Source organism: Leclercia sp. 29361 (assembly GCF_011290365.1).
Lineage (GTDB): Bacteria > Pseudomonadota > Gammaproteobacteria > Enterobacterales > Enterobacteriaceae > Enterobacter > Enterobacter tamurae.
Genome location: NZ_CP049786.1, coordinates 1,137,330 through 1,159,835, shown reverse-complemented (window position 1 = coordinate 1,159,835; position 22,506 = coordinate 1,137,330). Strand labels below are relative to the sequence as shown.

Annotated in this window: 17 protein-coding genes, 1 other RNA gene and 1 pseudogene; 8 read left to right on the top strand and 11 right to left on the bottom strand. The window is 54.4% G+C overall.

The genetic code is table 11. The features are described 5' to 3' along the window. Window positions 1-96: 96 nt before the first annotated feature. On the bottom strand, window positions 97-750 hold the full coding sequence (acrR, locus tag G7090_RS05430; RefSeq protein ID WP_106992184.1) for a multidrug efflux transporter transcriptional repressor AcrR: 654 nt from the start codon (window positions 748-750) through the stop codon (window positions 97-99). Between the two features lie 142 nt (window positions 751-892). Here acrR and acrA point away from each other — a divergent pair, with 142 nt between their 5' ends. The 5 genes from acrA to G7090_RS05405 all read left to right on the top strand — a co-directional run bounded on the left by acrA (window position 893) and on the right by G7090_RS05405 (window position 7,004). Beyond that, a complete protein-coding gene (gene acrA, locus G7090_RS05425; protein ID WP_106992183.1) occupies window positions 893-2,086 on the top strand; it encodes a multidrug efflux RND transporter periplasmic adaptor subunit AcrA in 1,194 nt (397 codons plus the stop codon). A 22-nt stretch (window positions 2,087-2,108) separates the two neighbouring features. After that, window positions 2,109-5,249, top strand: coding sequence for a multidrug efflux RND transporter permease subunit AcrB (acrB, locus tag G7090_RS05420; protein WP_166181747.1), 3,141 nt, complete (start codon window positions 2,109-2,111; stop codon window positions 5,247-5,249). A 490-nt stretch (window positions 5,250-5,739) separates the two neighbouring features. Then, the gene (tomB, locus tag G7090_RS05415) at window positions 5,740-6,132 is read left to right on the top strand and encodes an Hha toxicity modulator TomB (RefSeq protein WP_106992181.1); all 393 of its coding nucleotides are present in this window, start codon (window positions 5,740-5,742) and stop codon (window positions 6,130-6,132) included. Window positions 6,133-6,140: 8 nt separating this feature from the next. Then, window positions 6,141-6,359, top strand: a complete 219-nt coding sequence (locus G7090_RS05410) for an HHA domain-containing protein (RefSeq protein WP_032616864.1) — start codon at window positions 6,141-6,143, stop codon at window positions 6,357-6,359. A gap of 180 nt (window positions 6,360-6,539) precedes the next feature. Then, complete coding sequence (locus G7090_RS05405) at window positions 6,540-7,004, top strand: YlaC family protein (protein WP_166181746.1); 465 nt, start codon at window positions 6,540-6,542, stop codon at window positions 7,002-7,004. Window positions 7,005-7,063: 59 nt separating this feature from the next. On the opposite strand, the gene ykgO is transcribed toward G7090_RS05405, so the two are convergent. Then, the gene (ykgO, locus tag G7090_RS05400; RefSeq protein WP_106992179.1) at window positions 7,064-7,204 is read right to left on the bottom strand and encodes a type B 50S ribosomal protein L36; all 141 of its coding nucleotides are present in this window, start codon (window positions 7,202-7,204) and stop codon (window positions 7,064-7,066) included. 192 nt (window positions 7,205-7,396) lie between these two features. On the opposite strand from ykgO, the gene G7090_RS05395 reads away from it, so the two are divergent. Next, complete coding sequence (locus G7090_RS05395; RefSeq protein ID WP_166181745.1) at window positions 7,397-8,965, top strand: EAL domain-containing protein; 1,569 nt, start codon at window positions 7,397-7,399, stop codon at window positions 8,963-8,965. Window positions 8,966-8,997: 32 nt separating this feature from the next. Here G7090_RS05395 and G7090_RS05390 read toward each other — a convergent pair whose 3' ends face one another. The 6 genes from G7090_RS05390 to G7090_RS05365 form a co-directional block, all read right to left on the bottom strand. Then, window positions 8,998-9,351, bottom strand: a complete 354-nt coding sequence (locus G7090_RS05390; RefSeq protein ID WP_106992177.1) for a DUF1428 domain-containing protein — start codon at window positions 9,349-9,351, stop codon at window positions 8,998-9,000. 59 nt (window positions 9,352-9,410) lie between these two features. After that, entirely contained in the window at window positions 9,411-12,497 is a 3,087-nt protein-coding gene (locus G7090_RS05385; protein WP_166181744.1) for a beta-galactosidase, read from the bottom strand. Between the two features lie 104 nt (window positions 12,498-12,601). Further along, on the bottom strand, window positions 12,602-13,675 hold the full coding sequence (locus G7090_RS05380; protein WP_166181743.1) for a LacI family DNA-binding transcriptional regulator: 1,074 nt from the start codon (window positions 13,673-13,675) through the stop codon (window positions 12,602-12,604). 116 nt (window positions 13,676-13,791) lie between these two features. Then, window positions 13,792-15,051 carry an amino acid permease gene (locus G7090_RS05375; protein WP_371811807.1) on the bottom strand — a complete coding sequence of 420 codons (1,260 nt, stop codon included), beginning with the start codon at window positions 15,049-15,051 and terminating at the stop codon, window positions 13,792-13,794. A 383-nt stretch (window positions 15,052-15,434) separates the two neighbouring features. Further along, window positions 15,435-18,401: an autotransporter outer membrane beta-barrel domain-containing protein gene (locus G7090_RS05370; RefSeq protein ID WP_166181742.1), complete on the bottom strand. Its 2,967-nt coding sequence runs from the start codon at window positions 18,399-18,401 to the stop codon at window positions 15,435-15,437. Window positions 18,402-18,882: 481 nt separating this feature from the next. After that, window positions 18,883-19,491 carry a YitT family protein gene (locus G7090_RS05365; RefSeq protein ID WP_166181741.1) on the bottom strand — a complete coding sequence of 203 codons (609 nt, stop codon included), beginning with the start codon at window positions 19,489-19,491 and terminating at the stop codon, window positions 18,883-18,885. An 84-nt stretch (window positions 19,492-19,575) separates the two neighbouring features. Here G7090_RS05365 and G7090_RS05360 point away from each other — a divergent pair, with 84 nt between their 5' ends. After that, window positions 19,576-20,997, top strand: a complete 1,422-nt coding sequence (locus G7090_RS05360) for a PLP-dependent aminotransferase family protein (RefSeq protein WP_166181740.1) — start codon at window positions 19,576-19,578, stop codon at window positions 20,995-20,997. Window positions 20,998-21,123: 126 nt separating this feature from the next. On the opposite strand, the gene G7090_RS05355 is transcribed toward G7090_RS05360, so the two are convergent. The 3 genes from G7090_RS05355 to ffs all read right to left on the bottom strand — a co-directional run bounded on the left by G7090_RS05355 (window position 21,124) and on the right by ffs (window position 21,992). Next, entirely contained in the window at window positions 21,124-21,342 is a 219-nt protein-coding gene (locus G7090_RS05355) for a hypothetical protein (protein WP_032616855.1), read from the bottom strand. Next, a complete protein-coding gene (locus G7090_RS05350; protein WP_142488453.1) occupies window positions 21,339-21,590 on the bottom strand; it encodes a hypothetical protein in 252 nt (83 codons plus the stop codon). Before G7090_RS05350 ends, G7090_RS05355 begins: the two co-directional genes overlap by 4 nt. Before the next feature lie 305 nt (window positions 21,591-21,895). Beyond that, window positions 21,896-21,992: signal recognition particle sRNA small type (gene ffs / locus G7090_RS05345), an RNA gene on the bottom strand. A gap of 176 nt (window positions 21,993-22,168) precedes the next feature. On the opposite strand from ffs, the pseudogene G7090_RS05340 reads away from it, so the two are divergent. Then, a pseudogene (locus tag G7090_RS05340) lies at window positions 22,169-22,483 on the top strand (MGMT family protein); the annotation flags it as partial. Between the last annotated feature and the right edge of the window lie 23 nt (window positions 22,484-22,506).

Sequence of the window (22,506 nt, the reverse complement as noted above, 5' to 3'; positions counted from 1 at the left end):
TCGTGTGATGAATGACCAGGAAGACCGGCGTGAAGAATATCACGGCAATCGGGCGCAATATAGCGTCAACAGGTGGCTCCCGGACAATTCCTGGGGTCAGGCCGGGAGCGGCTCTGGCTGCCCGCGCAGGGTTGGGCAGAACTGGTACATCTCCAGCAGGATCGCCACGTAATCACGGGCTTCACGTTGCAGATCAAAAGACTGGGGGGCAAAAAGCCAGTTTTCCATAATGCCGGAAATATAACTGCGCATCAGAATAGCGGCGCGACGGGTTAATAGATTGGCCGGTAACATGCTGGCTTTAATACAGTGCATCAGGGTCTGTTCGATACGATCGTAACTCTCCAGACATAGACTGCGCTGCGCCTGTTGCACCACCGCCATCTCCCCGACAAACTCGCATTTGTGGAAGATGATCTCCATCATCAGGCGACGACGCTCTTCAATAACAGTCGCCTCAAGGATATAGACCAGAATCTCTCTTAAAACTGAGAGTGGATCGTCAGGGAATTTTGCCCGATACTCAGTCTCGAGATCCCCAATATTGGATTCTGAAAGCTCCCAAATTTCACCAAATAAATCTGACTTATTTTTGAAATGCCAGTAAATCGCTCCACGGGTTACCCCAGCCGCCTGAGCAATCTGTGCCAGCGACGTGGAAGAGACCCCTTGTTGCGAAAACAAGCGCAAAGCAACATCAAGGATGTGCTGGCGTGTCGCAAGTGCTTGTTGTTTGGTTTTTCGTGCCATACCCAGGTGAATTTACAGGAGTCAGATTTACATACATTTATGAATGTATGTACCATAGCACGACGATAATATAAACGCAGCAATGGGTTTGTGGACGCGTGATCCATTGATCAATTTGAAATCGGAAACTCGAGGTTTACATATGAACAAAAACAGAGGGTTAACGCCTCTGGCGATCGTTCTGATGCTCTCAGGCAGCTTAGCGCTTACAGGATGTGACGAAAAACAGGCTCAACAAGGGGCTCAGCAGGTGCCAGAAGTTGGCGTCGTGACGCTCAAATCCGAACCTCTCCAGATAAAAACAGAACTACCCGGCAGAACCAGCGCTTACCGCATTGCTGAAGTGCGTCCACAGGTGAGTGGCATCATCCTGAAACGTAATTTTACGGAAGGCGGCGATGTTAAAGCCGGTGAATCTCTGTATCAGATTGATCCCGCTACCTATCAGGCTAACTACGAAAGTGCAAAAGGCGATCTGGCGAAAGCCCAGGCTGCGGCAAAAATTGCTCAGCTGACCGTCAGCCGTTATCAGAAACTGATTGGCACCCAGTACATCAGCCAACAGGAATTCGATAGCGCCCAAGCCGATGCCCAGCAGGCTAACGCTGCGGTTACTGCTGCGAAAGCCGCGGTTGAAACTGCACGTATTAACCTGGCCTATACCAAAGTGACCTCGCCTATCAGCGGCCGCATTGGTAAATCGTCAGTGACCGAAGGTGCTCTGGTGCAGAGTGGCCAGACCAACGCGCTGGCTACCGTGCAGCAGCTTGACCCGATCTATGTCGATGTCACCCAGTCGAGCAATGATTTCCTGCGTCTGAAACAGGAGCTCGAAAACGGCACCCTGAAGCAGGAAAACGGCAAAGCGAAAGTAGAGCTGGTCACCAGCGACGGTATCAAGTTCCCACAGGCTGGCAGCCTCGAGTTTTCTGACGTAACGGTCGATCAGACCACCGGTTCTATCACCCTGCGCGCCATCTTCCCGAACCCGAATCATACGCTGTTACCGGGTATGTTCGTTCGTGCAAGCCTGGAAGAAGGGACTAACCCAACCGCACTGCTGGTTCCACAGCAGGGTGTGACCCGTACGCCGCGCGGCGATGCCAGTGCAATGGTCATTGGCGCTGAAGACAAAGTCGAAGTCCGTCAGATCACGGCAACCCAGGCGATTGGCGACAAATGGCTGGTCACCGACGGTCTGAAAGATGGCGATCGTGTCATCATTACCGGTTTACAAAAAGTTCGCCCGGGCGCCCAGGTTAAAGCGCAAGAGGTCACGTCTGACAATCAACAACAAGCCTCCGCAGGCGGCCAGTCAGAACAACCTAAGTCTTAACTTAAACAGGAGCCGTTAAGACATGCCTAATTTCTTTATCGATCGCCCCATTTTCGCGTGGGTGATCGCCATCATCATCATGCTAGCAGGGGGACTTGCGATCCTGAAGCTGCCAGTCGCGCAATATCCAACTATTGCGCCGCCAGCAATTTCAATCGCCGCAACCTACCCAGGGGCTGATGCCAAAACGGTGCAGGACACCGTAACCCAGGTTATCGAACAGAACATGAACGGTATCGATAACCTGATGTACATGTCCTCCAACAGTGACTCCACCGGTACGGTGCAGATCACGCTGACCTTCGAATCCGGTACGGATGCGGACATCGCGCAGGTTCAGGTGCAGAACAAACTGCAGCTGGCGATGCCGTTACTGCCGCAGGAAGTTCAACAGCAGGGTGTGAGCGTGGAGAAATCCTCCAGTAGCTTCCTGATGGTTGTCGGCGTTATCAACACCAACGGCACCATGACGCAGGAGGATATTTCCGACTACGTAGGCGCCAACATGAAGGACGCCATCAGCCGTACTTCTGGCGTGGGTGACGTGCAGCTGTTCGGTTCCCAGTACGCGATGCGTATCTGGATGGACCCGAACAAACTGAACAACTTCCAGCTGACGCCAGTGGACGTGATCACCGCGATTAAAGCGCAGAACGCCCAGGTGGCAGCCGGTCAGTTAGGCGGTACGCCACCGGTTAAAGGCCAGCAGCTCAACGCCTCGATCATCGCGCAGACCCGTCTGACCTCGGCTGATGAGTTCAGTAAAATTCTGCTGAAGGTGAACCCGGACGGTTCCCAGGTTCGCCTGCGTGACGTGGCGAAGGTAGAGCTGGGCGGTGAAAACTACGACGTTATCGCCAAGTTTAACGGCCAGCCGGCATCCGGTCTGGGGATCAAACTGGCGACCGGCGCGAACGCCCTGGATACCGCTACCGCGATCCGTGCTGAACTGAAGAAAATGGAACCTTTCTTCCCGTCAGGCCTGAAAATCGTTTACCCGTATGACACCACGCCGTTCGTTAAGATCTCGATTCACGAAGTAGTGAAAACCCTGGTCGAAGCGATCATCCTGGTCTTCATCGTTATGTATCTGTTCCTGCAAAACTTCCGTGCGACGCTGATCCCTACCATCGCCGTTCCGGTCGTCCTGTTGGGTACCTTTGCGATACTGTCGATCTTTGGCTATTCGATAAACACCCTGACGATGTTCGGGATGGTGCTGGCGATAGGCCTGCTGGTGGATGACGCCATCGTGGTAGTGGAAAACGTCGAGCGTGTTATGTCCGAAGAGGGACTACCGCCGAAGGAAGCCACCCGTAAATCGATGGGTCAGATCCAGGGCGCGCTGGTCGGTATCGCGATGGTACTGTCGGCGGTATTTATTCCGATGGCCTTCTTCGGTGGCTCAACCGGTGCGATTTATCGTCAGTTCTCCATCACCATCGTGTCGGCGATGGCTCTGTCGGTACTGGTCGCTCTGATCCTGACCCCGGCCCTGTGCGCCACCATGCTGAAACCAGTCGCCAAAGGCGACCACGGCGAAGGCAAAAAAGGCTTCTTCGGCTGGTTTAACCGCATGTTTGATAAGAGCACGCACCACTACACCGACAGCGTGGGCAACATCCTGCGCAGCACCGGTCGTTATCTGCTGCTCTATATCATCATCGTGGTCGGTATGGCGTACCTGTTCATTCGTCTGCCAAGCTCCTTCCTGCCGGACGAAGACCAGGGCGTATTCCTGACCATGGCCCAGCTGCCAGCAGGTGCATCCCAGGAACGTACCCAGAAAGTGCTGGATGAGGTGACCGATTACTACCTCACCAAAGAGAAAGCCAACGTTGAATCGGTGTTTGCGGTTAACGGCTTCGGCTTTGCGGGTCGTGGCCAGAACACCGGTATCGCCTTCGTTTCTCTGAAAGACTGGGCTGACCGTCCGGGCGAAGAGAACAAGGTTGAAGCCATTACTGGCCGCGCGATGGGTACCTTCTCGCAGATTAAAGATGCGATGGTCTTTGCCTTTAACCTGCCAGCGATCGTTGAGCTGGGTACGGCAACCGGCTTTGACTTCCAGCTTATCGATCAGGGCGGTCTGGGCCACGAAAAACTGACTCAGGCGCGTAACCAGCTGTTTGGTGAAGTCGCCAAGCATCCCGACCTGCTGGTGGGCGTGCGTCCTAACGGCCTGGAAGATACCCCGCAGTTCAAAGTGGATATCGATCAGGAGAAAGCACAGGCGCTGGGCGTTTCTATCAGCGACATCAATACCACGCTGGGCGCGGCCTGGGGCGGTAGCTACGTCAACGACTTCATCGACCGCGGTCGTGTGAAGAAGGTGTATGTGATGTCTGAAGCGCAGTACCGTATGTTGCCGAGCGATATCAACAACTGGTACGTTCGCGGCAGTAACGGTCAAATGGTGCCATTCGCCGCCTTCTCTACCTCACGCTGGGAGTATGGCTCGCCGCGTCTGGAACGTTACAACGGTCTGCCATCCATGGAGATCCTTGGTCAGGCTGGACCGGGTAGAAGTACCGGTGAGGCCATGAACCTGATGGAAGAGCTGGCGCAAAAACTGCCAGCAGGCATCGGTTATGACTGGACGGGGATGTCCTATCAGGAACGTCTGTCCGGCAATCAGGCCCCTGCCCTGTATGCCATCTCCCTGATCGTGGTATTCCTGTGTCTGGCGGCGCTGTATGAGAGCTGGTCGATTCCGTTCTCGGTTATGCTGGTTGTGCCACTGGGGGTCATTGGCGCCCTGCTGGCGGCCACGTTCCGCGGTCTGGGTAATGACGTTTACTTCCAGGTGGGCCTGCTCACAACCATTGGCTTGTCGGCGAAGAACGCGATACTTATCGTGGAATTCGCCAAAGATCTGATGGATAAAGAGGGCAAAGGGCTTATTGAAGCCACGCTGGACGCGGTCCGTATGCGTCTGCGTCCGATTCTGATGACCTCCCTGGCCTTTATCCTTGGCGTTATGCCACTGGTCATCAGCACGGGTGCTGGCTCCGGTTCTCAGAACGCCGTAGGTACTGGCGTAATGGGCGGGATGGTCACCGCAACCGTACTGGCTATCTTCTTTGTTCCGGTATTCTTTGTGGTGGTACGTCGTCGTTTCAGCCGTAAAAACGACGATATCGAACACAAACATTCGGTGTAAGACCACCGGAACCTGTTGTTAACCGTTAAAAAGGCCGCTAATGCGGCCTTTTTTTTGGCAATTGAAAATCATAAAATAAGCTTATGGGCGGTTTATATATTTTATGTCGGCTTTAAACGACTTCTCATATTTAACCCATTCCTCTTACACAAATTCTTAAATTCATGCGTTGCTTCTGAGTTATTAAGAGTATTCCTGGTGTTTTTTGTTTGTGATGACGCCTGATTGTTTTTTTGAAATGGGCGCAAAATCGAGGCGGGTGATAAGAAAGGATCGTCCTGCGGATAAAACAATATATAACATAGTGACCGCCAGACCCTTTAACCTGTGGCGTAATTGTAATTTTTCGTAATAGCGCGGTGAAATCCTGATCAGAGTAGATTATAGTTAACGTTAAGACGCATACAGTAGTCGTTGACGCTAAGTCAGTTGTACCCTTCCCGACAACGATGTTCGGTGAGTAAAAAATCACTCAAAAAGGGGATGCGCTATGGACGAATACTCGCCCAAAAGGCAAGATATTGCACAGTTGAAATTCCTTTGTGAATCCCTGTACCATGACTGCCTGACCAATCTCGATGAGAGCAACCATGGCTGGGTGAATGACCCTACTTCTGCCATTAATTTGCAGTTAAACGAGTTGATTGAGCATATAGCAGCCTTCGCCCTTAATTATAAAATTAAGTATAACGAAGATAATAAGTTGATTGAGCAAATTGACGAATACCTGGATGACACTTTTATGTTATTCAGCAGCTACGGCATTAACGCGCAGGATTTGCAAAAATGGCGTAAATCAGGCAATCGGCTTTTTCGTTGTTTTGTCACTGCAAGCAGGGCTAACCCGTTAGCTTCTCCGGTTAAAATTATTACAAACAATTAGGTGAATTTATGTCTGATAAACCATTAACCAAAACAGATTATTTGATGCGTTTGCGACGCTGTCAGTCAATTGACACCCTTGAACGTGTGATTGAGAAAAATAAATACGAGCTTTCTGATAATGAGTTAGCGGTATTCTATTCTGCAGCCGATCATCGCCTGGCTGAACTCACCATGAATAAGCTGTACGATAAGATCCCGACCGCGGTGTGGAAATTTGTACGCTGATTGGGTGACACCCAGCGGAAACGCTGCGTGGTACTGAACAGTTTGACCGCCTCATCTGCCCCGCCCTTTTCTGGCAACTGTTATGTTTTTTCTTAGCGTAACTGTTACTTTCCACAAACATTGTGGTCACTTAAAATACACGGATCCCCCCGTTTTGAGTTGATTTAGAAAGGGCAGAAGATGACCGAGATACAACGCCTGCTTACCGAAACCATTGATGACCTCAATGTTCGCGAAAAGCGTGACAACAGACCGCGCTTTAGCATCAGCTTTATTCGCAAACATCCGGGCCTGTTTGTTGCTATGTACGCCGCCTGGCTGGCTACGCTGGTGGTGATGCTGCAGTCGGACACGCTGATCGGTTCCGTCTGGCTTCTGGTGGTATTGTTCGTCGTCTTTAACGCCTTCTTCTTCTTTGACGTTAATCCGCGTTACCGCTACGAAGATATTGATGTGCTCGATTTTCGCGTCTGCTACAACGGTGAGTGGTACAACACGCGCTATGTGCCCAACCAGCTGATCGACAGCATCCTGCACTCACCCCAGGTTGAATCCCAGCAAAAAGAGAAGCTGCAAAAAATGATCGCCACCAAAGGCGAGCTCTCTTTCTACGACGTCTTCACCCTGGCCCGCACGGCTGCCTGAAGCCCACTCTGACCTGCCGCCGACAGCCTCGCTGTTAGCGGCAAGCCTCTTGTTCTCGCCTAACGTTTCTTCTTACGACCCTGCACCGCCTTGAACCGCGGATTAGATTTGCATATCACATACAGCCGTCCCTTACGTTTGACGATCTGGCAATCCGCATGACGTTTTTTGGCGCTGCGCAATGAATTGAGAACCTGCATATTTACCCTTCCTGAAATGAATTGTTATAACATAACAATTAGCATATCCGAGTGGCGGTGGAAAAACAACCCACGGCGGATAAGCGGCCCGTAAACTCATCTAAAATAGTTCTACACTTCAGCGTGGCTTTCCGTTTTAATGTCATCGACTTGTGCGCCCCACGCCCGGCGTAATAATAAGGAAACAGGAGCATGACAACCCGACACCTGATAAGTGTGGTGACCTGCGTACTGGTTATTGCAGTACTTGTTCCTGTCTGCCTGAGCGTCTGGCTGGCGCACCGTAATGCGGAAGATAAGTTTGTTGAGGATCTGAACGACTACTCAGCGCGGGTCCAGATCCGTACCGACAGAGTGATTACCCAGGCCAAATCCGCTCTCACCGAAATGCAGTCCTTCAAAGGCATCCCCTGTAGTCGCGAACATGCGCTGGTAATGCGCCGCGCCTCTTTCTCCTGGCGCTATATCCAGGAGGTGATCTACGTGGACGATCTCAAGCCGCGCTGCTCTTCGCTGGAACAGGAGAGTCACACTCCCCCCTTTCCGCCGGCATTGCGGATCACGCCTGATGGCTATCGGGCCTGGGTGACCTCGCATAACGATCTGAACCTCAAACGTTATATGGCCGCCCTGGGCACCGGCCATTATATCGTGATGATCGACCCGGCCTCGCTGATCGACGTGATCCCCTTTGGCTCCTGGCCGATCGACGTCGCCCTGGTGGGGATCCGCCGCAATCTCGTTTTCGCCAGCAGTAACAGTCTGGATATGCAGATCTTCAACCAGATGCAGCGGGATAGCAGCACCCATTTTCAACATAACGGCGCCATGTATAACGTGCACAACGTGCCGGACCTGGGGTTTGCAATCGTGGCGTGGGCTTCTCTGAAGCCGCTAAAAGAGAGCTGGCACCATCAGCTCTATTTCTGGCTGCCTTTTGGCGTGTTGATCAGTTTGCTGACAGCCTGGTTTGTACTGCGGGTGTTACGCCGCCTGCAATCTCCCCGGCATCGCCTGCTGGACGCCATCAGTGCCAGAGAGTTTCAGGTTCATTTCCAGCCGATTGTCACACTCAACAGCGGCAAGCTGACCGGGGCGGAAGCGCTCGCCCGCTGGCCTCAGCCGGACGGCAGCTATCTCTCTCCCGATATTTTCGTCTCCCTGGCTGAGCAGACTGGCCTGATGAATCAGCTGACCACGCTGATTATCGAAAAAGTGTTTGAGGAGATGGGGGAGTGGCTGCGCCAGCATCCGGACCAGCATATTTCGATTAACCTTGCCCCGGCGGATTTGATCTCGGGGACGGTGCCTCCGCTGCTGAGCCGTCTTCTGAATCAGTGGCAGATCCCGCCCTCGCAGATTGCGCTGGAGCTTACCGAGCGTGGATTTGCCGATCCCACCGTCAGTGCCCCGGCCATTGCCGGCTTCCGGCGCGCAGGACACTCTGTCTATATTGACGATTTCGGCACCGGATATTCCAGCCTCAGCTATCTGCAGGATCTGGACGTCGACACCCTGAAAATCGATAAGTCATTCGTGGACGCGCTGGAGTACAAAAACGTGACGCCGCATATCATTGAGATGGCCCGATCGCTCAATCTGGCGATGGTGGCGGAAGGGATTGAAACCGAAGGCCAACTGACATGGTTGCGCCGCCACGGGGTGCAGTACGGTCAGGGCTGGTTTTACAGTAAAGCGCTGCCGAAAGAGGCCTTTATTCAATGGGCGGAAAATAATCTCGACCCGGAATCACACGCATAGTACCCGGCGGTGCGTGCCGCCGGGCACCAGGCTTACTCGTCCAACAGCGGCGAGAAACCGCCATAAATCATCCGTTTACCGTCAAACGGCATCGATTCGCCAAATTCTTTCATTCTGGGATCGTTCATCATCTTCTGATTCGCCTCGTCGCGAACCGCTTTGGAAGGGTATTCGATCCAGCTGAAGACCACTTCTTCGTTCTCTTCCGCCTTCACCGCCAGGCGGAAGTCCGTTAATTTGCCGTCGGGTACGTCATCGGCCCAACACTCTACGATGCGAAGCGCGCCAAACTCTTTGAACAGCGGCGCGGCTTTCGCTGCCAGCTCGCGATAAGCCTCCTTATTATTCGCGGGAACGGCAACCACAAAACCATCGACATACTTCATCAGATAAACCTCCGAAGTGAATGTGCGGCCACATGGTGTGACCGCATCAGCGATTAAGTTTAGTTCTGTTGCCAGCTAAAGGTGTAACGCACCTTTTTCCCCTGCAGGATAAACTCCGGCGACACGCTGGGGCTCCAGGAGTCGTCGCCCCCGACGCCCATATGAAACGCATCCAGGCTCAGCCAGCAGCCGGGCTCTTCCCGTAACAGATGGTGATGGGAGGTCTCGCGCAGCTGCGTCTGGCTGTAACGACTCACCCCAAAGTGGAAGCCGCCGTCCAGCTGATGCCGCCCCAGCGTCAGCTGGCGGGTGTTGCAGCGCAGGCCGTTTTCGGTCGGGAAAATATAAGGGGTATGTAGTGCCGCCAGCGGCAGCTCCCAGCGTCCCTGGCGGGCGGCAAGCTTGCGGTCCGGGTAGTTCTCATATGGCCCAAGCCCGTGCCAGATCACGCTCTGCGGCGCCTGCGCCAGCTGACAGCTCAGCCCGATACGCGCGGGCTCCGGCATGTCGCTCGCCACCTGCACCTCAACATCGCCATGCAGCACGCCATGGCTGTCGATGCGCCAGCATTTGCGGCTCAGGAACAGCACCTGATTGTCATGCTCCCAGGCGTGTAGAGTAGCGATCGTCACCGCCTGCGCCAGTTGCTCGCCAGTGCACTCCAGCAGACGTGGTTTAAGGCTGTACATCCCCGCCGCCTTCCAGCGCTCCACCCAGGCATTGGGATCGATGCGGGTCGCTTCGCTGACGCCGATATCATTATCCAGCGGGGCGCGGGTAAAGTTGTCGGTCAGCGGGGCGAGCAGCGTCGCCTCCCCTTCCCGCCACCACTGAGTCAGATCGCCGCTGGCGCAATCAAACTGCCAGCGCTGCTGCTGATGGGTCACCACCAGCGCGTCATCTTCACGGGTGAACTGAGGTGCGACCCCTTCAGCTTTCGGCGGTACGATCGTTAACGGGGCGGGAAGCGACCACTGATCCCAGGCGCAAAGATGATTTTCTTCCGACCACGGTGTGGCCGCGGGCTGGAATACCTCAACATTCAGCCACAGCTCGCCCGGTGCCGCCGCCCACTGCGGAAGCGCGATCTCCAGTCGTTGCGTACCTTGCGCCGGGATAGTGAGTGCCACCACCTCAGAGGCCAGCACCTCGCCCTCCCGCACCACCGACCAGCGCAGCTGCTCGTTGTCGGTCTCGCGGAAGAGATAATCACTCTGCACCTCCACCACCAGCGGCGAGCGGCTGACCAGGGTAAAAGTGAAGAATTGCTGGGCGCGCTGGGCCTCATACAGGGCCGGATGCGGGGTGCGGTCCGGGAAGACCAGCCCGTTCAGACAGAACTGGCGGTCATTAGGTTTATCGCCAAAATCGCCGCCGTAGGCCCAGAACGGGTTGCCCTGTTCGTCATGCTTCGTCAGGGCCTGGTCCACCCAGTCCCAGACGAAACCGCCCTGCAGGCGAGGATGCTTGCGGAAGGCCTCCCAGTATTTGGCGAACCCGCCAAAACTGTTGCCCATCGCATGGGCGTATTCGCAGAGGATCAGCGGACGCGTCTCATCCGGCATGCCGATCCACTTTTTAAGGGACCATTTCGGTACCGCCGGGAAGGGCTGATCCTGATCGACGCGGGCATACATCGGACAGACGATGTCGGTGGCCGCGGTGTTGGCTCCGCCGCCCTCATACTGCACCGGGCGGGTGGGATCCGTCGCCTTTACCCAATGGTATAGAGCATCATGGTTAGCACCGTGGCCGGACTCATTGCCCAGGGACCAGATAATGATCGATGGGTGATTGCGATCGCGTTGCACCATGCGGGTAACGCGTTCGCTCATGGCCGGCAGCCAGCGGGGATCGTCCGCCAGCCGGCTCATCGGCACCATGCCGTGGGTTTCGATGTTGGCCTCATCCACCACGTACAGCCCGTAGCGATCGCACAGGCGATACCAGAGCGGGTGGTTAGGATAGTGCGAGCAACGCACGGCGTTGAAGTTGTGCTGCTTCATCAGCTCGATGTCGCGGCGCATGGTAGCTTCGTCCATCACCTGCCCGTGCTCAGGGTGATGTTCATGGCGGTTAACCCCCCGGATCAGCAATGGTTTGCCGTTGAGCTTCAGCAGCCCGTTGCTGATTTCCACCCGGCGGAAACCGACGTCGCAGGCTTCAACGTCCAGCACCTGGCCCTGCCCGTTGCGCAGCACGAGGGTTAACCGGTAGAGGGCGGGGATTTCCGCGCTCCACAGGGTGGGTTGATCCACCTTGAGGGAGACATTGACCCGCTCCTGCCAATGGCCGCGCTCGTCGACAATGGCCGAGCCCGGCGTGCCGGTGGCGCTGGCGATACACTCCCCTGCCCGCCACAGATTGACGTTGACCTCGCAGTCCGCGTAGTCGGCTCCGCCGAGGGTCAGCCCCAGCTGGAGCTGGGCCCGGTCATAGTCGGCGTTTAGCTCAGTGACAACATGATAATCGGCAATATGGGTGTCAGCTTTGTGCAGCAGGGTGACGTCGCGGAAGATGCCGCTCATCCGCCACATGTCCTGATCTTCCAGATAGCTGCCGTCGCACCAGCGAAGCACCATCACCGCCAGGCGGTTGCTGCCCGGACGCAGGAACGAGGAAACATCAAACTCCGCGGGCAGACGGCTGTCCTGGGAGTAGCCGACCCACTGCCCGTTGCACCACAGATAAAACGCCGAGTTGACGCCCTCAAACACCAGCCGCGTCTGCCCGCTTTCCAGCCAGCTTTCATCCATATCGAATGTGAGCGAGTAACAACCGGTGGGGTTTTCGGCCGGAACAAATGGCGGATTGACCGGGATCGGATAGGTGACGTTGGTGTAGATCGGGGTATCAAAGCCCTGCATCTGCCAGTTGGAGGGAACGGGCATTACCACCGCATCCGCGCAGTCCTCCTGCGTCCAGCTATCGGGAACCTGCTCGGGCGCAGTAAAATAGCTGAACTGCCAGTCGCCGTTTAGCGAGCGGACGGAAGAGGAACTTCCCTCCTCCCGCGCGGACTGCTCGTCACGCCAGCCGCTGAGCGGCGCATGGGCAGGGAGGCGATTCCATTGGGTGACACCGGGATTTTCCCAGTCACGACGCGTAATAAGAGTGCTGAGAGTCAGCGGAGCAGGATGGGACATAATTACCTCTTTGCGAAGCGCTCACAATTTTCAATTACAATGCCCTGTCAGGATAACAGGGTAAAGCGGGAGAGCGTGATGAAGCGATGGCGATCACAAAAGCGTTAACGGCGCGCCAGCTGTTCGGCCAGTATAGCCAGAGATTTTAGCTGCTGGGCCAGATCGTCACTGCCCTGCGGGAGCCCTTCCCGGGCGGTGGAATGTCGCTCGACCAGGGTAACAGGGAGACGGGTTTGCGCAGGAGCCTGCCCGGTATTGCCCTGCTGCGCCAGCAGCCACTCAACGCTGCGCAGCCCTGCCTCGCGAAACGCCTGACGAACGGTGGTCAGCGGCGGGGTAAACCAGGCGCTGTCAGTGGTATCGTCAAACCCCACCACCGAGAGCTGGCCCGGCACGGCAATGCCCTTTTCGGCGCAGGCGCGCATCACGCCGAGCGCCATCTGATCGTTCGCCACCAGGATCGCCTGCGGAAGCGTAGCCCCGGCCAGCAGCTGATGGCCTTTCTCGTAACCCGAGGCCGCACTCCAGTCGCCCTGAGCGAGGGCAAAGGGTTCAACGCCCGCCGCCTCCAGAGTCGACAGCCAGCCCGCAAGACGGGCCCGCGCCGAAACGGAACTTTGCGGCCCGCCGAGCAGAGCGATCCGCTGATGCCCCAGCGCGAGCAGATGCTGCGCACCGAGGGTTGCCCCCTGTTCGGCATCGAACACCAGGCTGTGCACCCGGGCGCCAGGCGAGACATCAAGAAACAGCACTGGTACCGGAACGGCCTGCGCCTGCAGGCTTTCGGCCTGCTCGTCCTCCAGCGGCACGTTAACCAGCAACCCCTCCACGCGCTGGGCGAGCAGCTCCTGTACCGCCGCCAGACACTGCTGAGGATGTTCGACCATCGAGATCAATACGCTTGCTCCGCACTCGCCTGCGCGGGTCTTGACCGCAGAGGCAATCTGCGAGGGGGCATGCAGGGCCAGATCGGTAGTGATCAGCCCCAGGGTGCGGGTACGTTTGCCGGCCAGCTGCTGGGCTCCGCGGTTGGGAACATAGTGCAACTCGGCCATCGCCTGCAGCACTTTTTCCCGGGTCCGGGCGGACACATGCGCCGCGTCATTGATGACCCGCGAGACGGTTTGATAGGAAACGCCCGCCAGGCGGGCAACATCGTAAAGGGTTATGGCTTTCATGCGCGTCGCGTTGCAGTGACTGATGCGCGTATTCTGTCATAACCCACTGTGTAAAACAGCATCCGCAGCGCGACCCTCCTCTCTGGGATAGCGTCCACCGCTGCACGGTCCCGTAATCAGAACATGGAATAGATAAGTGCGGAAACGGTGAGCAGCCCGCCCAGTATGACCGTTATCGTCGCCATGCCCCGCAAATTATGCAGTTCATCACGCGTGTAAATCAGATACGCAGGGATCAGGAAAAGGAAGATCGCGATAAGCGGACCGCATACGGTTTCAATCAAATTTATTACATCGGGGTTAACATAAACGACAGCAAAGGATACGGCAAACATGGGAACAAACGCGATAAGCTGACTTTTTGTCTTGTCCGCTCCGGTTAAGCTGGCAGTCAAATCAGTGAACGTTTCAGCTACCGGGAGGCTAATACCCAGGAAGGATTTGGTCATACCCAGAACGGCAATTAAAGGCGCGACAAAGAAAACGATCCCTGATCCACTGTTCCCATCCATTACCGATAAGACGTTGAGATTCTGCGCTTTCGCCGAGACGAAAGTTTCCTGCGGCGTGCTTAAGACGCAGCTCAATACAAAGAAAATAATACTGAAGAATATCAGCCCATAAGCCAGGCGTACTACCCTGACCGATTTTTCTTCGCCGCCATTACCTTTCTCGCGGTAGTGGGCTGCCAGAGGCGAAATCATCGGCGTCGAGCAAAACGCAAAGGTGATCAGGGGCAGAGTGAGCCAAAGATTTTTTATCGTTTCACCAGTCGGGGCATTATTTGTGGCTTTAAGCGCATCCGTGATGTTTGTGAGATGCCAGCCGGGTATCTGAATGGCCGCAATAGCCACGATGGTCAGGGCGAATGGCAGTGCGAGCGCGCTCAGTATATTGACCACTTTTTCCCGGCCTTTGCTCAGCACCAGGAACAGGCACGTCAGCACGATAAACGTCAGCAAGGCACGATTCACCTGTGCGAAGTGAAAATGGACGGTGAACAGATTGTCGAGGGCATTAACAAGTGAGATTGCATACACCAGGGTGACGGGAAAATGCGCCAGGCAGAAATAGGCCCGAATCGCCTGCTGTCCTCTGGCACCAAAAAAAGTACCAAACATCGGCAAAGATTTATCCGCCGTAGTATGGTCGCGCATAAAGACACGACAGATAAGAACGTGCGGCACCATAGAAAGCGGAAACGCCAGCACCAGAAGCATAAATAACACCAGAGGTCCGCGCGTACCGATTTCCACCGGCAGGAATAACGTCCCCGCGCCCACCGTGGCACCGTATATTCCCAGCATCCAGACGGTATCTTTCAGGGTCCATCGCGTTCGGGATAATGCTGAATCCTGTACTAAATGAATAGTCATACTTACACCTTAAATGAAAATGAGTCAGAAACGGGACAGGCAACAGTGAAACTCCTGGGCTCCACAAATAAAAAATCCATTAAAATCATTGCGGTGCATGCATAAAATGAGAGATATTCTTCTGGTTAGCTAAAAATGCTATCAATCGTTCAGAACAGGATCAAGTTATAATTTGGGAAGGGGTATTGTTAGCGGCATTTATTTAACAAGAGGTTAATACCCTTTGTGAAACTGTAAAATTAAAAGTGTTGGATGTTATAAATTTAAATATAAAAGCGAAGGCGCACCTACACTTTTTATTACATTAACCTCACGAGACGCCCTGATGAAATTAAACGGCACCATGGAAACCATGATGCCGTTGGGATAATTTCTCTACCACATTAAAAATGGTATTTGATTCCCAGTGAACCCCGACTTTCACTGTACTTGTTATGTCCGACCTGATGGCCGGCATCAACCCACAGGGACAGCCGATCGTTCATCTGACCTTCAACACCCAGGCGCGCTTCAAGAAGATTTTCGCTCCCCATCATGGCATTCTGTTCGCCGTTCATCCTGACGCCAAACGCGCGGGTATTATGTATCCAGTTGGTTTCGACGTACGGCTTAACCTTGTTCGACATCCCTTTTTCAGGCCTGGCCTCCATCCAGGCGCGAATCCCCAGTTGAGTCATCACATTCCCGTCCCCAGTACTGCTGACACGGGTACCCTGTTCTTCCTTCACATCGTCGGCTTTGACGTTCATCAACACGGCCTGCCCTCGAGGCTCCAGCCAGTAGCTAAAGTTTTCTGATCGACCAACCGGCAGTGAATAACCCGCTTCCAGCGAGGCGGTAACGCCGCGGGAATGGTATTTTTCAGTACGCATTACGTGGCCGGAGACTTCATTGTCGAACCAGTTATAAAGCATCCAGCCATCTAACCAGGCCCCGGTGCGTGTGGCCTCGTCGGCAAACCAGGTCGCGTAGAGCCCAGCGCTATAGCCATTGACTTTACCCCGTGAGGTGTAGCCGGTAACCTGTGACCGCGACTTGCTGTTGCTACTGCTGTAGCCTGTCATCAGGCCCAGTCGCATACTGTCCTGCCCCGTAGTGCTCCAGCGTGCGACGTCTCCTCCAAGCAACAGAGTATAGTTATTGCTGCGGCTGATAAGCTGTCCGCCCCCCTCCTCGAAACGCGTGTGCGAGGCGTTATTACGCATCCACATTGTGGTGTCGTGGCGATCGCCAGTGACGGGATCAACCCAGGTTTGCTCGCCCTGACGGTCATGAAGACGCGTCATAAAGAGCGTGTTAGCCGCAGCGATGTTGGCGATATAGCTACCGCTCTCAGGGCGATAGACTTTTGTGTAATCGTAGCTTCCGGCACTCCCGATACTGTTTCCGGCCTCCTCTTCGGCAGGCACATCAGCGGGTTGCTCGGGCGTAGCATTATTGCCCGTGTTAATGGATTCATCGCCAGGTACGGCTGCCCCCTCTTCACCTCCGTCAACGGCTTCTGCCGGCGGCGTCACCGGTGTTGCCGGGGTATCCCCAGAACCAGATTCGTTTACCTCTGTCTCCGTCCCGGAGGCAGGCGGCTCGGCTTCTTCGGTTGCGATATCATTCACGCTGTTACTCAGATACCAGTTATTGCCCTTCTGAACCAGAGCGTAGTCGTAAAGGCCAATCCCAACGCGACGATCCAGAGCGAACTGTCCGCTTGACGTACCACCCACCGAAATCAATTCGATGCCCCTATCTGTGTGGTCACCGTGGCCGTAAATGTTATTGAACTTCACGCTGGTTTTACCGCTGGTATCGCCGTTAACAATCATCCGGTCTCCCGGTGAGTCATTATCGCTGTTAAGGGTGACATTCATCACCAGCGTGCCGCCATTACCACTGTAGTTACCGTCTATCGTCAGGGTTTTAAACTGTGATGAGGAGGTGTTCAAAAAGTTAATTTGACCATCGTTAAGTGCCAGGCTGGAGAGGGTCGAACTGCCGGTCATATCCCAAAGGCTGTTTGCCCCGTTCAGTGCGAGATTGACGCTGCCGCCATGAAGGGTAGATACCGTACTGTACAGATATGAGTTATCCGCGGTGCGTAAATCTATAGCGCCGTTATCGGCGATGATATTTCCCCAGGCCGTTAAGATTTGATCCCGCATCGTTATGCGACCGCCGTCCCGGGCAAGAAAGGTGGTCGCGATATCTGCATTACGCAAATCACCCAGCGTCACGCTGCCGTTCAAATCAATGGTGCTGTTGCCCTCTGCGCCGATATAGATTGCAGAGGAGGGTTTTTCAGACGTGTTGTCGATGGCCGCCGTAAAGGCACCGTCAACCACAATGCGGGAAGTCGCATCCGCCACGTTATTTTGCGACATCAGAAAACGGTCGGTATCGTTAACAGCGGCATCGCTGTACATCGTTATCCAGCTGTCGCTCAACTGTACGAGGGCGCCGTCGCTGGCAACAACACCCGTCACACCCTTTTCGCCCCCCTCATAGCGGTATAACGTTACGGCGGTTCCGCCCTGTAAAGCGATATTTGCCCGCTCACCGCTGGCAGAAACTGCGGTTAATGTGCCATTACCCGATACGGTAAGATCGGTATAATCGCTCGCGCTTATAATGCCATTATCTGCGACCATCCCGTTAATAGCGGCATTAGTGCTTTCGCTATTGATGACAATGGATGACTTATTAAAAGCAATATTCTGTCCTACCGCCTGAATGCCGGTCGCATCTCCACTTGTCACAACATTAAGTCCGAGATCACCCAGTCGCACGTTGACATCCTGTTCAGTATTACAGGATGTGCCCGTACTGCATGCGGCTAATACTCCTACCGCATTACCGGAAAAGTTATTAAGCGTCAGCCGGGTGAGCCCGGAAAAGTCAATAAAGGAGCCTGTAACATTATCGGCTGGGGCAATAGTATTAATGCCATACATTTTTGCCATAGCGCTACCGTAATTTTCGTCACTCCCGATAATATCTATATCACGTGCAGTTATTGTGCCGCCGCCTTCTACAGTAAGGATATTCGCACTATTAAAGGAATTAACGGTGGAGCCCTCACCGAGATCGATAGTAGACCCTTGGGTATAAACAATATATCTGGCTAAGGTGGAGGAGATATCACTGCTGTCAATCGTTACACTACTATTCACTTTGATGTCGCCATCATTGACTTTAATTGTTGACGCCGGGGCAGTAACCGACTGATTGAGAGACCAAATTGCCGAGACTCTTTCCTCATCGGAAATTTCCATCTCAGTTGCAAAAACCGAAAAGGGTAAGAGTGAGCAAGATATCATCGCCGCGAGAGGTTTTTTACGAAAATCAACGTAACGCATCTACTTTATCCATATAGTATTGTGAAACCTTCCCCTGCAATTAAATAAATCCACAGGCTTTTATCACAAAATTTAAATTTACCATCATCAAGAGTTTATTAAGCACTCATGGCGCTTCATTGCTTTTATTTTTAAGGAACTCGCCGTCTTAAACCTGACTGCTTTAATGCTCTCCTTAAGCAATGAATTATAACCATAGATGCTGTGTGGTCTTTCGCAAGCTCGACTATCGTAAATTCGTGTACACTGTTTTCAATTGAAGTGATGTACTAAAAACTTTTTACAACTAATAATGAGTTGTCGTATAAATTATGTGAATTTATGAATGAGGAAATCACTGCCAATCTGTTTTTAGTTTCAACCTAAAAAAACAGAAAAAGCCCGGACATTTTTAATGTTCCGGGCTGGCTGAGTTTTCAATATTATTACTACAGCGGCGCTCTATTATTCTGCTGAGATCCGAAAAGACGCGGTCGCAATATCAGACAACGCGCTCAGGCTGTGGAACTAACGTACGCGGCTTCTGACGAAACCACGGCAGACAGATCTGGATCAGCGGGCCGATGCTTAAGGCATACAGTACGGTCCCCACGCCAAATGTGCCTCCCAGCACCCAGCCCAACAGCAGGACTGAAACCTCAATCGCCGTACGCACGCTGCGAACTGACCAGCCGGTACGAGCATTGATCCCGGTCATCAGGCCATCGCGCGGCCCGGCGCCAAACCCGGCCCCGATGTACATCCCGGTCGCCAGCGCATTGACGATCACCGCGCTGATCAGCAACAGGCTGCGTGCCACCAGGGAGTCGATAACCGGGATAAACGTCAGCGCGACATCGGCAGCCAGGCCAATGACAATCACGTTACTGATGGTGCCGAGACCTGGGCGCAGTCGCAGCGGGATCCACAGCATCAGCACCAGCACGCCGGTGAGGATGATGACGGTGCCAATATCCATTTCCAGCAGTTTTGCCACTCCAATATGGAAGACATTCCACGGATCGGCGCCCAAATCCGATCGTATAAACATCGCCGTTGACAGCCCATACAGGCTTAATCCGACGTAAAGCTGAAGTAATCGACGTAACATGATCTTTCTCCGGTTAGCTATGCTTTCATCATTACCTGAAATGGCACTATGATTAATGTCCAGTTTTGAAAAAGTGGACTGCTTATGTCATCGCGTCGATTTGGAAGCCAGTCATTAGTTCGCCTGTTGGGCCACTGGCAGCAGGAGACCTCCCGTACCCCGCTGTGGCGTCAGCTTGCCGATGCGCTACGCCTGCTGATCCTCGACGGCAGGCTGGCGCTGGATACACGCCTGCCGGGCGAGCGCGAACTGGCCTTAACCCTGGAGGTGAGCCGTACCACCGTCAGCAGCGCCCTTGCGCATCTGCGTGATGAAGGCTACCTCGAAAGCCGCCATGGCAGCGGGTCGCGAGTGATCCTGCCCGACAGCCGTACGCCCCCCACCCGCGCCAACGCCAGTGCGGCACTGGATCTCTCTACCGCCGCCCTGGGTGCCGGGCCAGAGATCCATCAGGCCTATACCCACGCCCTGACCGCCATGACGCCGCATCTGACGCAAACCGGCTACGATCAGCTGGGGTTGCTGGCGCTACGTGAGGCCATCGCCGCGCGCTACACCGCACGCAGTCTGCCTACCCGGGCGGAAGAGGTGATGGTGGTTAACGGTGCGGTCAGCGGGCTGGCGCTGGTGCTGCGGATGTTCACCGGACCCGGCGATCGAGTGGTGGTAGATCACCCCACCTACCCGCTGGCTATCGCCGCCATTCAGGGGGCTTCCTGCCGGCCGGTCGGCGTATCGCTGCCGGAGACCGGGTGGGATATTGACGGTTTTGCCGCTACCCTCGCCCAGACCGCGCCGCGCCTGGCGTACCTGATGCCCGACTTTCACAATCCCACCGGCCGCTGCATGAACGCGGGCAGCCGGGAGGCTATCGCCGCCATTGCCGCCCGGGCCCGTACCACGCTGGTGGTGGATGAAACCATGGTTGATCTCTGGTTCGATGCCCCCCCGCCGCCGCCGCTGGCCTCTTTCTGCCCGAACGGGAATGTCATTACTCTCGGCTCGGCGGGAAAAAGTTTCTGGGGAGGCCTGCGTCTGGGCTGGGTTCGTGCTCCGGCGCGCACCATCGCGACGCTGGCACAAACCCGCGATACGCTCGATCTCGGCTCGCCGCTGCTGGAGCAGTTGGCCACCCTGTGGTTGATTGAAAATGGCGACGCATTTTTACCCGCCCGGCGGCAGATGCTGCGCGAGCGACGGGATCGCTGTGGGGTGTTACTGCGGGAACACTTCCCGGAGTGGCGTTTCCAGATGCCGGAGGGTGGGCTCTCCTACTGGGTGGAGCTGCCGGATATGCTGGCAACCCAGCTGGCCACCCGCGCCGAAGCGGCTGGTATTCATCTGGGAACCGGGACGCGCTTTGGCCTTTCTGGTGCCTTTGACCGCTATCTGCGGATGCCCTTTTCGCTGGAGCCAGCGGAGCTGGAAAGTGCGCTGATGCGGATCAAGCCACTGTGGCTGGCGCTGAATAAAAGCGGGCAATCATTCAAACGGCCCCTTGTATAACGTCTGCAACAGCAATAGTTATTACCGGAAAAAAGTGAGCGAGCGCACAAATAACCACGCCGACGAGGTGATTTAAAAATGTCTGACTGTAATCGTTACAGTCAGACATTTTCAGCAGGGAAGAAGTCAGTGCTGAGCAGGGATAGGAAAACCTTTCAGGGAAATAACAAAACTATCGCCTTCTTTCTTTATTTTCGCGCCGGTATCACACCAGTCAGACGCAATTCGAAAGAACTCATCACTGCCAACATCCCAGCCCAGGCGGACATGTTTGACATAGCCAGAGCGCAGAAGCGTGCAGGCTTCCGAGTAGCTGCTGGCGGTTGATTGCTGATGTTGTTTCATTTTTTCTTCTTCAGAATTTTTCTTAATGCTTTGATTTCTTTAGGAGTAAAAGGTGCTACGTTCTCTTCTTCCGTATGTTGATTGTCGATATCCTCTTCCGTTACTCCCGCCTCGTCTGCTACAGCAAAGGCCATTTGCAGCAGTTTCTCTGTGGTAACGCTAAGATTCTCATTATTCACTTCTGCGTAATGACGAAGCTTCTCTTTCAGCGCTTCGTCAATTTTTACATTCAGCACGGCAGTGGTCATGGTGGCTACATCCTTGACATCAATTTATTAAATTAATACACGAAGTTATCATTATTATCCAGATATATATTGCCTGCTTATATATCATAAAAATGTCACACTTACCCTGCACGCCATTTATGACAGAATAATGACAACCACATTTCAGTATGATGACAATTAAGAAAATAAACAGGCTGGCTGAGAAATATATAATGTACTTACTGTTGCTATGGGTAAAAGCGTCGACGTCGGGCTGATGGCCTGAGAAAGCTGAATGCGGAGTGGATACGAGAAGTTTTGCCGAAAGCAGAAATGGGTGGGGGCCCTGCCAGCTACATCCCGGCACACACGTCGTCTGCCCTGGCTGCTTCCTTCCGGACCTGACCTGGTGAACAGAGTAGCGTTGCGGGAGAACCAACAGGGCCCCCATTGAGAGCGTTGTTAACCAACGCGCTGGCGCATTATCACTGTACCAGATAGCAATTGCAAGTTAACCGCGTCCGGGTGATGTTTTATTGCGCAAAGCGTTTACAGAGTGCACGTTTTCTTCCTGTCTTGCCGGGTAATCTCTATCATGCTCTCAACACAGGAGCACAAAAATGGACGAACACGACGCTTTTCCCCAGCGGGTCTGGCAGATAGTAGCCTCGATTCCCGAAGGTACCGTCACCACTTATGGCGAAGTGGCACGACTGGCGGGTTCTCCGCGCGCAGCACGGCAGGTAGGTGGTGTGCTTAAGCGGTTGCCGGAAGGAAGCACCCTGCCCTGGCATCGGGTGGTGAACCGCCACGGCGCGATCTCCTTAACCGGCCCCGATTTACAGCGTCAACGTCAGGCGCTGCTCAGCGAAGGGGTTCAGGTATCAGGCAGTGGGCAGATTGATTTGCAGGCGTACCGCTGGCGGTATTAAAAAGCCCCTCTCAGGCGAGAGGG